Below are 13325 nucleotides of genomic sequence, written 5' to 3'. Positions count from 1 at the left end.
TAGAGCCGGTGTGTGCCGACTAGACCCACCCAGTTTAGATGACGACTTAGAAAGCCGGCAAGCGCAATAATCTAGCGCCCAACGGGCCTTACACCAATAACATTCTGCCACCAGAAGTCAGATACCTTGTTCAAGAGTAGCTATATGAAAACCCGCTGCATCGTAAGCTAATTCTCCAAAACACGGCACACCATTGCATAAGCTGGATCGAAGACGTTCCCGATATCGTAATACACAACTTGCCCCAAAATGTAGTTAGAAGCTGTTGACGTTAGGCCATAGTCATTAATTAGCCCGCGCCCATAGGGTGGTTCAGTTTAAGTCTTGAGGCACGATGGGCTTGTGGGCCATCGCCAGGCGAGATGATGGCGCTGATCCGTGTGGTGGCGCAGGCTAGACGATTGCCTCCAACGCCGGCGATAAAAGGTGAATTGTGTCACGTTGATGGAACGGACCGCTTCTCATACCGATCTTCATTGCGACAACAGAACATCGACATGGTGCAACTTCGCGACAATCTCTTCGGGCTTGTGCCTCTTCTGGCACATTTCAACGTCTTCTCTCAGGCTGAATGGCCTACTTTGCGGAGGATCACTTCTCAGGCGGAAGACCACGGTTGATCGGCCACCCAATTTCAGAGAGTCATGTTATTATTTCTTAAATCTTGAGTGCGTCTCTAAGGAAGTCAGCGAAGGCGCGGGCGGAGGGCTTGGCTGCCCTGCCAGCCGGGAAGACCGCGTAGATTTCGACTGACCCCATGTCCCAATCGGGCAACACTCTGACCAGAGAGCCATCATCAAGTTCAGCGCGGCAGCCAGCGATGCTCATTGAGGCGATGCCGGCGCCGGAAACGGCCGCTGCGGTTGCTATCTCGTTCATTGTCACAACAAGCCGGCCTTCCATTCGCATGGATGTCGTCTTGCCATCCTTGCGGAAAGACCATGTGCGCCCAAGAGGTGACGGCCCAAGGATGATCGAATGCTTGGCTAGATCGGTGGGCTGTCGCGGCAGGCCAGCGCTTTGCAGATAACCGGGCGAGGCAACAATGACCCGTGTCCAGACGCCAAGGCGCCTCGCAATAGCTAACGAGTCCTGCAATTCGCCGAAACGGAGCGCGATATCCACACCTTCCGTTACCAGATCCTGCCGGCGGTCGTCCGCCAAAAGCTCGATTCGCAAGGCTGGATGGCGTTGCAGGAAGGCGGGCAGCCTCGGAGCAATCTGTCTTGTTCCGAAGCTCGAGGAAAGTCCAACGCGCAGCAAGCCGCGCAGCGCGTTCGGTGCCACCAGCGCTTGTTCGGCCTCTTCGAGGTCAGCGAGGATCGGCTCAATCCGTGCCAGGAAGTCCTGGCCTGCCTCCGTCAAGACGACAGCGCGGGTGGTGCGTGTGAACAGCGCCGTTCCGAGCTCCCGCTCCAGCGTCGCCACTACGCGGGACACGGTCGATTGGGGAACGCCGAGTTCGCGGCCACCTCCTGAAAAGCTGGAACGCCGCGCGACGCGTGTAAACAACCTCAATGCGGAGAGATGATCATTCATAGCAGGGATGAATAACTCCTACTCAGGACCATTGGCTAGTGAAACGGATCCGAGTGATAGATCTTTTCAAAGTCAGCCGGCATATATTTTATGGATGGAGATGAAGATGTCTCTTCAAGAAAAGCTCGATGCTTTTAGAACCAAATTCGAAACCGAGGTGGCCCCGCCAGAAGTGGTTGCACTCATGCATCGCGTGACGGCACAGCTCATTGCCTCCGGCCAAGTCGACCGCGCCCTGAAGGCCGGGGACCGCGCGCCAGTCTTCACGCTGCCCGATGCCGACGGAAATGCAATATCTTCTGGCGACCTGACGGAGAAAGGACCGCTAATTCTAACTTTCTATCGTGGCATGTGGTGCCCCTATTGCAATATCGATCTCGAGGCTATTGAAGAAGCACGTCCTCAAATTGAGGCGCGTGGCGCGACACTCACGGCGATCTCGCCGCAGACAGAAGTCAACAGTCGGAAAACAAGACAGACTCTCCATCTCGGCTTTCCCATCCTGCGGGATCAAGGCGGTGCCCTCGCTGCGGCTTTTGGCATTCGTTGGGCACTGCCGGACGATCTGAAGCAGACGTACCTGAAGCTCGGTGTAAATCTGGAACTGTTCAACGATGACGATAGCTGGACTCTTCCAATGCCAGCGCGCTATGTGATCGGCCGCGACGGGATCATCAGTTACGCCGAGATCAATCCGGACTATACGCGCCGACCAGAGCCATCCGACGTGTTGCCAGTTATCGATCAGATGCAGCGTTCCGATGCCGCCTGACGTTAGAGAAGGCACCAGCATCACTCCGAAATGCCACGAGCCTTCTCCTTTTCCTGGCTTTGCTTTAAGTTGGCTGCCGTGTTCTCGACGAAATCCGGATTTGAACATGGAAGCTAAATCATGGATCTAGTCAAAATCCAATTTTTTCGATTTCTGGTGCATGGATAAACTCTAGGAAAAATATAGAACTTGCTTGGAGCTTACCGTTCAATTTGGCTGCGGGCGGAGGTAATCCCTGCCATCGAGAACGGATCAAGCGCCTAGCATGAGCACTGTATGAGAAGGAGAATTACGTCATTGTCTGCTTTTCATATCTCGAGTTCCTCGTTGATTCATTGGGCTGACATCATGAGTGCAAGCCGGGCCTCGAGTTCTTGGATGCGTCGATCTTTTTTGGCGAGCTCAGAGGTCAGAAGCGAGTCAGTGCGGCTCGACCAACCCGTTTGCGGGGTGGGCTGCTGTGTGATCAGATCGAGTACGGCTTGGCGGTCCTGATCGAGATGCGGTGGCGGCCGCTCGAACCGCGGCGGCGTCGCCGACATCTTGAGCGGATTGCCAAGCACCCTCATAGGCGGAGCATCCTCTCGCCCCATGGTGACGACCATTTCCCGCGCAAGGGTATGGGGGTCGTTGAGGACTTGATCGATGTTCGCGACAGGTCCGGCCGGCAACTCAGCATCGATCAAGCGTTCCAACCAGTCGACGGAAGTTCCCCGGCGCATCTGGTGGGAGACGATCTCATCGAGCGCATCGACGTTGACCACGCGGTCCCGCACCTGGCGAAAGCGCTCATCGCCAACGAGGTCGGGACGACCGATCACCCGCGTGAAACGTTCGAACTGGCTGTCATTGCCAATCGCCACGACGATGTGCCCGTCCTGGGTCGGGAAGGTCTGGTAGGGCGCGATATTGGGATGACGATTGCCGAGCCGTACGGGGGTGCGGCCAGAAACAAGGTAGTTCGTAGCGGCGTTGATCAGCCAGGCGATTTGAGTATCGTAGAGCGAGAGGTCGATATATTGCCCCTCCCCGGCTCGATCGCGGTGCCGCAGCGCCGCCAGAATGCCGACGGTGGCGTACATGCCGCACATCACGTCGGCGATGCCGACACCGACTTTTATCGGCTGGCCGCCCTTAGCATCGGGTTCGCCTGTGATGCTCATGATGCCGCCCATGGCCTGGATCAGGAAATCGTAGCCGATGCGATCAGAATAGGGGCCGGTCTGCCCGAAGCCCGAGATCGCGCACCAGACGATGTCGGCCTTGATGCGGCGAAGATCCTCATAGCCAAGGCCGCGGCGCGCGAGATCGCCGGGCTTGTAGTTCTCCACCACGACATCGCAGATCGCCACCAGACGTTTGACAAGATCCGCGCCCTCGCTGGTCGACAGATCGATGGCGATCGAACGCTTGTTGCGATTGGCGCAGACGAAATAAGCGCTGAGATCGGACTCTTCGCCCAGTTCGTCCGCCAGGAAAGGCGGACCCCAGCCGCGGGTGTCGTCGCCGCTGCCCGGACGCTCCACCTTGATGACCTCGGCACCAAGGTCCGCTAGCAACTGCGTGGCGGTCGGCCCGGCAAGGATGCGCGAGAGGTCGAGGATGCGCAGGCCCTCCAGGCTACCGGGGCTTCGTTCGCTTGTCATGCCAGCACCATCTGCTTGGCGGCCGGGGCCTTGGCCTGCGCTTCCTTGAACCAGGCGACCGTATAAGCAACCAGTGTGAGCACGGCAAAACCCAAGAGGTTGGCGGCAGCGACAGTCAGGGTATTGCGGCCGGTATGATCGAGCACGATGCCGAGAAACTGCGCCGTGACCATGCCGGTGACGAAGACGGCGAGCGTCTGCTGGCCGACCTTCGAGATCACAGTGACGAGAAGCCCCTTCAGGCGCCTCCCGCCCTCGCCCACCAGATGCATGGCGAGATAGGCGAGCGCCAGGAAATGCAGGAGACGCAGGATGCCGAAATGCGTCTTGTCGGTGAACGGCATCAGCGCATGGGCCGCGATCCCAAAGAAGGACGAGGCCTCGAGGACGCGGAAATAGGCGAAGGGCACCGATGCCAATACGAATAAGGCAGCTGCCAGCCGAAGGCGGCGATCGAAGCCGGGAGCCGGCAGCGTACGGCGCATGAAGAAGAAGCCGACGAAAAACAGGAGCTGCCAGCCGAAGGGATCGAAGAACCACGGGCGATCCGACCAGGGCTCGGCGGAAAGATCGAGCAGGTGGAATTGTGTAAGCGCCCACAGGCCGGCGATGAAGGCGAAGGCCAAGAGGCGGCTGGCGCGCTCGATCAGCAACACCACAGGCATCAGGGCCAGGATGACCAGGTACATAGGCAGGATATCGAAGTAGTTGGGCACATAGGTCAGCGTCAGGAAGCGGCCGAGCAACGAACCGGGATCGGCGAAGAAATGGTCGATGCTGAGCTCCTGTATGTAGGTCTCGCTGCCATCGGGCCGAATACCAGCGGCGGCAGTCATGGCCGCGATCACCACGAAGACTGCCACGTGTATCCAGTAAATCTGCCACACGCGTCTGGCGACGCGGGACGTGCCTTGCAGGAAGCCATCGCGATCAAACACTCGTCCGAAGGCAATGGCCGAGGCCATGCCGGACAGGAATACGAACATCTCCGTCGCATCGGAAAAGCCGAAACGGGCCGGGATCCAGAGGATCCAGTCATTGTCCGGAATGTGAGCAGTCAGGATTATGAACATGCCGAGCCCCCGGAAGAAATCCAGCCGGGGATCGCGGGCCGATTTGCGCGGCCTCATCTCGATCGGCTGGGCGTGCCGGAACTCAGAAGGCGTTGTCATAAGCATCGGCGTCGAACCTGCAGGCGATAAGGGTGAAGGTGGGGCGGCCCGTGGCTGAAGTCAGCTCGGCACGCAGATCCTCGATGGTTTCGACCGTGCGACCATGCCCGCCAAATCCTCTGGCGACGGCGGCAAAATCGGTCTGGCCGAGGCAGACGCCGCTGGGGCGGAGCTTTGCTGAGGCCTGCTTCAAGGCAATCAGGGAAAGCCTCAGGTCCTGGAAGACCACGACGGTGACGGGCAGGCGAAGGTCGCGGAGTGTGGCGAGTTCGCCGATGCCCATCTCCAGCCCGCCATCGCCCATCACCGCGATGACACGGCGCGACGGCGCGGCAACCTTGGTTCCGATAGCCAACGGCAAGGCGGCAGCCATCGTGCAGAACCCCGCCGATTGCAGGAGCGTCAGAGACCGGCGAGACCGCCACTTCTGGGACAGGAGGATGCGGTGGGCGCCGCTGTCGACGGTGACGACGGCGTCATCGCCCGCCGCCGCATTGAGCTCCTCGATGATGCGGTGCGGCCCCCAGCCGACAGGTGCGGCAAAACGCGCCACAAGCTTGGCTTTGGCAGCCGCCGGCTCGTTGTCTCGCCAAACCCTCCGGGCAGGTACGCCACGAAACTGGATCGTAGCTGAAATAGCCTTGATCGATGACACAGTGTCGGCAATCAGGCGCATCCCGGCGTGATGCATGGCATGATCGGCCGGCGCTGCCGATATCTCGATGATCCCTCCCGGCTCCGCCAGTGGATCAAGCCAACCCAAACGCATCTCGATCGGGTCGTATCCGATGCAGAGCAGCAGGTCACTCTTGCGAACGAGGTCGAGCAGAATAGCATCCGCCGCGGGCGAGAGCCCGGCCGCTCCAAGCGCCAGGGCATGGTCTTCGGGTATGATGCCCTTAGCCTTGTAGGTGGTTACAATCGGCGCGCTGACCTGCTCGGCGAATTGAAGGAGAGCCGTGCTGGCCCCTGCCCGCGCGGCTTCGAAACCGGCCAGGATCAACGGACGGTCGGCCTGGGCCAATAATCGGGCAATCTCACCGACGCCCGTATCTCCGGCCGTTGCCTGCAGGGTGAGCCGCCTCGGCAGAGCGGCTGCGCGGCGGTCGGAAGCCACCATGGCCGCTGTCGCCGGTGACAGATCGAGATGGACCGGCCCCGTCGGTTCCGTCAGCGCCAGGGACAGTGCCCGCGCCACGGTTGAGCCGGCGCTCTCAGCTTCGATCTCGAAGCTGGCCTTGACCAATGGTCGCAGCAGCGCCTGGTGATCGATGACCTGATGGGTGTAGCGCGCTCGCGTGGGCCGGTCGACGACCCCCGAAATCACGATAAGCGGCACATGCTCTTGCGCGGCGTCGGCGATGCCGTTGACGGCATTGGCAAGTCCTGGACCAACGGTTGTCACAAGGAGCCCCGGCGTCTTGGTGGTCACAGCGGCGCCCGCCGCCATGATGGCCGCAGCTGTCTCATGCCGCGCCAGATGGAAGGCGATGCCGGCAGCTTCGAGACCATCGATGAGGGTCACCACCTCGCCACCCGGCATGCCAAAGGCGTGCCGGATACCATGAGCGTGGAGCGTGGCCGCGATGATGTCGGCAACCCGGCTCATGACATCATGCTTTCCGGAACATGGCCCTCGCGGTACTTCACCACCAAGGCGACGATCAGCCCGAACATCAGATGGCCGGCGAGCGAAGCCCAGGTCAGCGGAATGAAGCCGAGAAAGGCCGGCAGGCCTGCAAATAGATGGGCCATCACATAGAGGGCAAAGATCCACAGGCCGGTGCCGAAGCCCAGAGCCGTCAGCACCAGGGGCAGCCTAGGGAAGATCAGACGCTGCAGCGGGCGGGCGATGAAGAGATAGCCGATGGGATAAAACACCACGCCGACGATGGCGTGGATCAACTCGGCCAACAGCACATTGTGGAAACCGAACACGGACTGCACAAGGGCAGCTGGCTCCAGGGGACCACCCACCAAGAAGGGGGTGATGCCGCGGGCCCAGACCTCCCAGGTGAGATCGGCCGTGGCTCCGGCCAGAAGGATGGTGGGAAGAAGGCGATCGCCGATCGCCGGGAAAGGAGTAGCCGGGACGGAAGTGTTGACCATGGTCATGGGAGATTTTCCATTCGATTGTGTCAAGCGCGCAGGGGGGGTGGGAAGAAGAAACCCTGGCATCGATGGCGTTGATCAGGCTGTCATCTGCTTTCAGGCGGTGACGGGCGTGGCGGATCTCATCGAGCGCCGCGAAGTCGCTGCGCCGCGAGGCGCTCTCAGCCAGAGCCAGGATGAAGAGGTCGCGCTGGGCGTTGCTGCCGCCGACGCGAGGCGTGTCAAGGGCGATACGGTCGAGCATGCCCTGCTCAGACCCCAACCCGGTGATGGCACGGGCAAGCGGCAAGCCCACTTCGGCCGCGACGCGAGCCTGGTCGTCGTCACCCTGCGCCTTGACCTGCAGGGCCATCAGCAGTTCTGCTGCCGCCGAGCGGTCGCCGAGAGCCACAAGACCCATCAGATTATGCAGGGAGGCGAACACCACAGTGGTGTCGGTACGCCGGCGGCGTACGATCTCGGCGAGGTCCTGCCAGCGGTTGCCGACATGCACGCCCAGATGCTCCAGGCGCCAGAGCAGGGAGACGGCGTTGGCGACATCGCGGAAATCATCGGTCGGCTCGGGGCGGATTTCCTTATCGTAGAGATCGAGGACACGAGCGTGATCGCCGAGTTCCAGGTGGAGCAAGGCCAGGTGCCAGGCCATGTGGAAGCTGAAATTGTTGCAGCGCGACCAGACGCTGCGGCTGTCCTCCAGCCAGTCGATGCCGGAGCGGGTATCGCCGCGCATCTCGTAGACATGGGAGACGGCATGCGAGCCCCAGGAATCCTCCGGCTGCAGCAGGGTTGCGAGGCGGCCATATTTCTCCGCCTCGTCATAGCGGCCATGTTCTTCCAGGGCGAAGGCGTGGCAGCCGAGCAGGAAGCCGGCGGCCGGCTGATCGGCGGACCAGGTAGACATCATGCGCTGGGAAGCCGACAACATGCCTTTGGCATCGCCGAGCATGAAGCGCAGGGCATGCGAGATCTTGAACGGGAGGAAGAGACCGGGCCGATCGGCAAAGTTCGCGTCGAGATGGTCCGCGGCCCGGGCGAACTGGCCTGCAGTGGTGTGCTGGAGGGCCTGGACCAGGATGCGTTCATCCGCAGTGCCGCCGTCCTTGGCGGCCAGGGCTCGTCTGGCATCTGCAAGGGCACCCACGGCGTTGCCGATCAGTTCCTCCCGACCGAGGATCATATTGGCAAAGCCCTTCAGGGCCAAAGCCGACACATGATCGGCATCGATGGCAAGCGCCTGCCCGATCGCAGCACCCGTCGAGGGACGGTGTGCCGCGAGGCCATAAACCGCTTCTTCGAATGCGGCCGTCGCAGCGGCGTCCACAGCGCTCGTCTGAAGGCCATAGGCATCGGTGGTCATTGGAAGTTCCTTTCGTGACGACAAGGTCGTGGTCGACTTTGCGGCCCGGCCAAGTCTGGTGTGTTCCTCACGAGCGAGTCTTTTTAGAACACTCGTGATAAAACACATGCAGTTGTCACGAACGCAAAACACGTGGTCACACGTTCGTGGGAAGTTGGGGGCGCCTAGGGACACGAAGTCGGGAGCGGAGAGAGCAGAGCCTGCAGATCGACGCGCAAGCGTGAACGCATCGGGCGCAAACAGGATCACCGGTATCAACGACCGGGATCCACCCTATGCGGGTAGGAGTAAGGGGGCGTGCCGCAATCAGGGAACGAACTTCTCGTCCTTGACGGTCGACCAGTTCTGGTTGGCCTGCTTGATATAACCGGCCGGGTCCTGCCGCCATTTCTTCAGAACATCCAGATTGTAGTTGAGATAGAGCTTGTCGCCGATGACGGTGAAGGCCTGCGGATCGGTGGAAGCCTTGTGACCCTGAGCCGTGCCATAGGCGCAATAGCCGCCATATTGGGGCGAATAGCGCTGGGGATCCTTCAAGAACGCATCTCGGTGCTCGGCCGAGGCAAACAGGAATTTCGCGCCGCTGTAAGTCGCCGAAAATGCGTCGGATCCTTTCACGGCACGGTGGTCGGTAAAATAGCTGATCGGATCGTAGCCGGAAATCGCGATACCGTTTGTCGAGTAGATCTCATCCGCGAAAGCTGCAGATGACAAAGAAAGCAGAGCGAGTACTGCCGCTCCAGTCGTATTCTTGATACTGTCTTGGATTTTCATAATACGCCTCAGATAGTTTCGCTGCGGATACTTCCTCTTCGTTGAACGAAGCAGGAGTGTTACAGGGGTTTTTAAATAAGATTGAGGGAGGACGTTCGCGCCACCCTGTGATTTGTATCCTCGAACCAGCTCAGATTTCCGCCTCACACCGGTATCTACGAGAGACCGCGAAGCGCCGTTACGCCTTGACGACATCGTGATCGTTACGTGAGGCTCGGTGCCCACCCGCACCCTTGTTTCATTGGAATCTGAGCGAGGCGAGGAACGCCTTGACCGCGGCCCAGTTCTCGGCGGCGCCGTCCGGATTCTCGTCTTCCCGCAAGGTCGAGGAACCATGCACGCCCGATATGGCCGGTACGAATTGGGTCTTCTGTGCGGAGGGAGAGGCTGCCAGGATCGACCGTGCCTGCGCGATCTCGGCGTCATCCCTGGCCGATGTCACGAACAGCGGAACCGACACATGCGCGGCGGCGCTGTGGACTTCGTCAGCGGTGTCGAGATATTCCCCGGGCGAGAACGCCATCAAGGCCTTCACTTCGCCGGGGTGCTTGGCGGCGAGCAAGAAAACCAAGGCGGCCGAGTAGCTGCTGCCCCAGGCGATGACAGGTTCCGACTGATTATGCGTCCTGCCCCACTGGAGAGCAGCCTCGAGATCTTGGAGTGCAGCCTTGTAAGTCGCCGCCTGCCCCTGCCTCGCAACGGTCTGGTTCTGACGCGCCCACATCGCCCCACCGGCCCGCTGGTCGATGGCAAGCACGTCGAACCCCAGGGCGGTAAGCCGCGGGATGATCGGCGCATATTCACCACGGTTGGAGCCGGCCTGATGGAATAAAAGGATCAGGGCGCGTGCATTCCCGGCGGGCCGATAATATGTGCCATAGACCGAGATGTTATCGTCGGCGTGCAAGGTGACGTCCTCGCTGCGAGGACCTGAAGCCAACACCGGCGGGCTAAGTACAAGAAGGCCGGTGAAGGTGGCAATGGAAACTGCTGTCTTGAGAGGCATTTGCTATCCTTTGGAGGCTGGTCATTGCGTCTGGGCAGCGATGCGTGAGTGCTCAGATCGTGGCCGATGCGGCGACAGTTAAAAAATACGTGAGGAGGAGCGGCGATCGCGTCTCGTTTCTTGAGTTTTAGAACGATCGATATAGAACATGGTGCCTCTGAGATGACAAAGCACGTCCAAACACATTTGCGGGAGCTCGCCTCGTGCCCACTGACGCGGACGAGGGAGTGTGGTTGAATGGCCCGTCCACGCGAATTCGATGAGGAGGCGGTGTTGAATGCCGCAGTCCTCGCTTTTTGGGAGTTCGGCTACGAAGCCACCTCGATGCGGGACCTTGCGGAGAAGACAGGTCTGACGACAGCGAGCCTGTACAACGCCTTCGGAGATAAGCGGGCCTTTTATCGGCGCGCTCTGGATCATTATGTGAGCATGAGCTTCGGTGATCGTGTTGGCCGTTTCGAGCACCATCTTCCGCCTCGGGACGCGCTCCTGGCGTTCTTCAACGAGATCGTGGACCGCTCCCTGAGCGATCCCAACACGAAGGGATGCATGCTGGTGAATTCGGCGCTCGAACTGGCGCCGCACGATCCGGAGTTCCAGCGCGCCATCGCCGCTGTTCTGGTTCAGGTGGAGCAGTTTTTCCGGCGCTGCGCGGAGGCGGGACAGCGCGACGGATCCATTCCCTCGCACCAATCGCCGGTGGATATCGCGCGCCTGCTCCTTTGTGTATTGCTCGGCGTCCGCGTGCTGGCCAGGGCACGACCGGAACGCGAGTTACTTGAAGGCCTGATCCGACCTGTCTCGGCGCTTCTCGGCAAGGATATTCCGGCAGCGGCCAACGAGAGCAAAGCGCGTTTAGATGGAAACGCTGCTCTGCTCTAACTCTATGTTCTCAAACACGTCTTTGCGCTTTGCCGATTCCGGCAAAACACAAAACGCTCTAGCAGCGCAAACGGACAACCCGCGAAATCCTTTCTTATCCAGTACCTGAACGATGTCATTGCTCAAACACTTATGGCTTTTCGTCGTCATTGGGATCACCTTGATGGCAGCGAATGGATCGGTAATCGCCGGTGAACCAACCTGCGGCGATAGTATCGTCTGCACGATTGCGGATGGCTCCTATCGGATCGAGTTCCCCTCAGGCCGGCAGGCGGCAGGCGTCTACGTCTTCTTCCATGGCTACCAAAGCTCGGCAGCCCTGCAGATGGAGGACCGCGCCCTGGTCGACACGGCGCTGAAGCACGGACTAGCCTTCGTCGCGGTCGATGGTTTGGGCGGAACCTGGTCGCACCCCAATGCCCCTTTCCATCATCGTGACGATATCGCCTTCGCGGGCAGGGTTCTGGACGACCTGCAGACCCGATTTGGCTTTGGACCCGACAAGGTCGTCCTCGGAGGCTTTTCGCAGGGTGCTTCGATGGCATGGTACTCGATATGCCTGCTCGGCGACCGGGTGTCGGGTGCCGTCACCTTCTCCGGCGTATTCTGGAATCCCCTCCCCCGGCCGCAGGACTGCCCGGCAGTATCACCACCGCTCTTCCATTTTCATGGCCGAGCCGACCGCACGTTCCCACTTGCCGGGCGAGCGGTCACTGCGACGGCTCACCAAGGCGACACGTTCCAGAGCATGGCGATCCTGCGACAAGGAGCGTCCTGCTCCACCACGAACATCAAGACTGTCATCGTGGGCGGCGTCACCTGCCGGGTCGACGATTGCCTACGCGGTTCCCTGTCGCTTTGCCTACATGACGGCGGACACATGGTCGATCCTGCCTGGCTCGACGGAGCGTTGTCCCAACTTGGCCGGTAGGCCGCATTCACCCCTTCCGCTATGATTTCGCCAGACCTTCTTGATGTTCCATGCTAACCGTCATTGCGAGGAACTGCCGGCGACGTTCGGGGCCGCCGACAGCGTGAATTGATGCTTGCCGTCAAGCGATCGTCAGGAGTGCCTCCCAGCGGGATGCAGCACGATCTTGCCGGTCGTTCCGCGCGTCTCGATTGCCCGGTGGGCTTTGGCCGCGTCGGCGAGCGCATAGGTGCCACCAATCTTCACCATGAGCTCGCCGGCCGCCACGAGCCGGAAAAGCGCACCGAGATCGGCCTTGGTGTTTTCTGGCGTTAGCAGGGGAACCAGCGCGAAGCCCGTAACGGACTGGTTCTTGAAGATCAGGCCGAGCAGATCCGGAACGCCGAGTTGGAATTGCTGGATGTTCAGGGCACCGAAAATGACGATGTTGCCCCCTGGAGCGAGCGCGCCGAGCGCTTGCATGGTGATGTCGCCACCCACCGATTCATAGACGACATCGGGGGTGCAATCTTGCTGCCAGCCCGCCTGGGTGTAGTCGACGGCCGCGTCGGCTCCCAATGAGAGCGCCAGGCTCCGTTTTGTCGGGGTGCTTGCTGCGGCGATAATCCGGTTCGCGGATTCCCGGCGTGCCAATTGAATCAACAGCGACCCGACGCCGCCCGCCGCAGCACTTATCAAGACTGTCTTGCCGGCAGGAGCCGTGCGGCGCACCAGATGAAGGGCTGTCAGGCCTTGAACCATGAGTGCGACCGCAACATCGAAGGAAACGGCATCCGGCAGAGGCACAGCCCAGGCGGCATCGATAACGGTATATTCCGCGTAGCCTCCGAAGAAGGCGCCGGCAGCGAACATTGGCACGGCGACACGCTGGCCAACGCGAAATTGGACCACGTCCTCGCCGAGGGCATCCACCACACCTGCGGCTTCTGAACCGAGGATCGACGGCAGCGGTGGCGTCATCGCATATTGATCGCGCCGCATGAGCGTCTCGGCGAAGTTGACGCCGGCAGAGTAGATGCGGATCCTGATTTGGCCTCGGCCGGGTTGCGGAGTCGGTAGGTCGATGAGTTGCAAGACGTCCGGCCCGCCGAACCGCTCGATGGAAATGGCCTTCATGATTTTGCTCCTGAACAA

At 60.5% G+C, this 13325-nt stretch carries 12 protein-coding genes and 2 pseudogenes; 4 read left to right on the top strand and 10 right to left on the bottom strand.

Translation table 11 applies throughout. From position 1 onward, the window contains the following. Positions 1 to 167 precede the first annotated feature (167 nt). The 3 genes and pseudogenes from AC6H34_RS30200 to AC6H34_RS30190 all read right to left on the bottom strand — a co-directional run. Positions 168 to 293, bottom strand: a pseudogene (locus tag AC6H34_RS30200) (acetamidase/formamidase family protein); the annotation flags it as partial. 108 nt (positions 294 to 401) lie between these two features. Then, positions 402 to 548, bottom strand: a pseudogene (locus tag AC6H34_RS30195) (IS3 family transposase); the annotation flags it as partial. 109 nt (positions 549 to 657) lie between these two features. Further along, positions 658 to 1539 carry a LysR family transcriptional regulator gene (locus tag AC6H34_RS30190; RefSeq protein ID WP_497541369.1) on the bottom strand — a complete coding sequence of 294 codons (882 nt, stop codon included), beginning with the start codon at positions 1537 to 1539 and terminating at the stop codon, positions 658 to 660. Between the two features lie 106 nt (positions 1540 to 1645). Between AC6H34_RS30190 and AC6H34_RS30185 the strand changes: the two genes are divergently transcribed. Next, positions 1646 to 2311 carry a peroxiredoxin-like family protein gene (locus tag AC6H34_RS30185; protein WP_497541368.1) on the top strand — a complete coding sequence of 222 codons (666 nt, stop codon included), beginning with the start codon at positions 1646 to 1648 and terminating at the stop codon, positions 2309 to 2311. Positions 2312 to 2643: 332 nt separating this feature from the next. Here the strand turns inward: AC6H34_RS30185 and AC6H34_RS30180 are convergent, their stop codons facing one another. From AC6H34_RS30180 to AC6H34_RS30165, 4 genes are read right to left on the bottom strand one after another with little or no spacing between them, the layout of a single operon-like run. Further along, positions 2644 to 3957, bottom strand: a complete 1314-nt coding sequence (locus AC6H34_RS30180) for a CaiB/BaiF CoA transferase family protein (RefSeq protein ID WP_497541367.1) — start codon at positions 3955 to 3957, stop codon at positions 2644 to 2646. Continuing rightward, positions 3954 to 5129, bottom strand: a complete 1176-nt coding sequence (locus AC6H34_RS30175) for an OpgC family protein (RefSeq protein ID WP_497541366.1) — start codon at positions 5127 to 5129, stop codon at positions 3954 to 3956. The genes AC6H34_RS30180 and AC6H34_RS30175 overlap by 4 nt, the downstream gene beginning before the upstream one ends. Beyond that, positions 5113 to 6738, bottom strand: a complete 1626-nt coding sequence (locus AC6H34_RS30170) for a thiamine pyrophosphate-binding protein (protein ID WP_497541365.1) — start codon at positions 6736 to 6738, stop codon at positions 5113 to 5115. The genes AC6H34_RS30175 and AC6H34_RS30170 overlap by 17 nt, the downstream gene beginning before the upstream one ends. Further along, positions 6735 to 7244, bottom strand: coding sequence for a hypothetical protein (locus tag AC6H34_RS30165; RefSeq protein ID WP_497541364.1), 510 nt, complete (start codon positions 7242 to 7244; stop codon positions 6735 to 6737). The genes AC6H34_RS30170 and AC6H34_RS30165 overlap by 4 nt, the downstream gene beginning before the upstream one ends. On the opposite strand from AC6H34_RS30165, the gene AC6H34_RS30160 reads away from it, so the two are divergent. After that, the gene (locus AC6H34_RS30160) at positions 7231 to 8616 is read left to right on the top strand and encodes a hypothetical protein (RefSeq protein WP_497541363.1); all 1386 of its coding nucleotides are present in this window, start codon (positions 7231 to 7233) and stop codon (positions 8614 to 8616) included. The genes AC6H34_RS30165 and AC6H34_RS30160 overlap by 14 nt on opposite strands. Before the next feature lie 288 nt (positions 8617 to 8904). Here AC6H34_RS30160 and AC6H34_RS30155 read toward each other — a convergent pair whose 3' ends face one another. Beyond that, complete coding sequence (locus AC6H34_RS30155; protein ID WP_497541362.1) at positions 8905 to 9372, bottom strand: YHS domain-containing (seleno)protein; 468 nt, start codon at positions 9370 to 9372, stop codon at positions 8905 to 8907. 238 nt (positions 9373 to 9610) lie between these two features. Next, positions 9611 to 10378 (bottom strand): alpha/beta hydrolase, encoded by a 768-nt coding sequence (locus tag AC6H34_RS30150; protein WP_497541361.1) that lies wholly within the window; start codon positions 10376 to 10378, stop codon positions 9611 to 9613. 237 nt (positions 10379 to 10615) lie between these two features. On the opposite strand from AC6H34_RS30150, the gene AC6H34_RS30145 reads away from it, so the two are divergent. Beyond that, positions 10616 to 11260 (top strand): TetR/AcrR family transcriptional regulator, encoded by a 645-nt coding sequence (locus AC6H34_RS30145; protein WP_497541360.1) that lies wholly within the window; start codon positions 10616 to 10618, stop codon positions 11258 to 11260. A gap of 163 nt (positions 11261 to 11423) precedes the next feature. Beyond that, on the top strand, positions 11424 to 12191 hold the full coding sequence (locus AC6H34_RS30140; RefSeq protein ID WP_497541359.1) for a CE1 family esterase: 768 nt from the start codon (positions 11424 to 11426) through the stop codon (positions 12189 to 12191). 132 nt (positions 12192 to 12323) lie between these two features. On the opposite strand, the gene AC6H34_RS30135 is transcribed toward AC6H34_RS30140, so the two are convergent. Further along, positions 12324 to 13307: a quinone oxidoreductase family protein gene (locus AC6H34_RS30135; RefSeq protein WP_497541358.1), complete on the bottom strand. Its 984-nt coding sequence runs from the start codon at positions 13305 to 13307 to the stop codon at positions 12324 to 12326. Positions 13308 to 13325: the final 18 nt, after the last annotated feature.

The sequence above is a fragment of the Labrys sp. ALF-8 genome (genome assembly GCF_059699065.1).
The sequence above is the reverse complement of the archived record's forward strand: the minus strand, read 5'-3'. Positions and strand labels throughout refer to the sequence as shown.

Excerpts from the sequence above, each read along its gene's own strand:
- AC6H34_RS30190 (WP_497541369.1), bottom strand. The coding sequence starts at position 1,539 with ATGAATGATCATCTCTCCGCATTGAGGTTGTTTACACGCGTCGCGCGG.
- AC6H34_RS30185 (WP_497541368.1), top strand. The coding sequence starts at position 1,646 with ATGTCTCTTCAAGAAAAGCTCGATGCTTTTAGAACCAAATTCGAAACC.
- AC6H34_RS30180 (WP_497541367.1), bottom strand. The coding sequence starts at position 3,957 with ATGACAAGCGAACGAAGCCCCGGTAGCCTGGAGGGCCTGCGCATCCTC.
- AC6H34_RS30175 (WP_497541366.1), bottom strand. The coding sequence starts at position 5,129 with ATGACAACGCCTTCTGAGTTCCGGCACGCCCAGCCGATCGAGATGAGG.
- AC6H34_RS30170 (WP_497541365.1), bottom strand. The coding sequence starts at position 6,738 with ATGAGCCGGGTTGCCGACATCATCGCGGCCACGCTCCACGCTCATGGT.
- AC6H34_RS30165 (WP_497541364.1), bottom strand. The coding sequence starts at position 7,244 with ATGACCATGGTCAACACTTCCGTCCCGGCTACTCCTTTCCCGGCGATC.
- AC6H34_RS30155 (WP_497541362.1), bottom strand. The coding sequence starts at position 9,372 with ATGAAAATCCAAGACAGTATCAAGAATACGACTGGAGCGGCAGTACTC.
- AC6H34_RS30150 (WP_497541361.1), bottom strand. The coding sequence starts at position 10,378 with ATGCCTCTCAAGACAGCAGTTTCCATTGCCACCTTCACCGGCCTTCTT.
- AC6H34_RS30145 (WP_497541360.1), top strand. The coding sequence starts at position 10,616 with ATGGCCCGTCCACGCGAATTCGATGAGGAGGCGGTGTTGAATGCCGCA.
- AC6H34_RS30140 (WP_497541359.1), top strand. The coding sequence starts at position 11,424 with ATGGCAGCGAATGGATCGGTAATCGCCGGTGAACCAACCTGCGGCGAT.
- AC6H34_RS30135 (WP_497541358.1), bottom strand. The coding sequence starts at position 13,307 with ATGAAGGCCATTTCCATCGAGCGGTTCGGCGGGCCGGACGTCTTGCAA.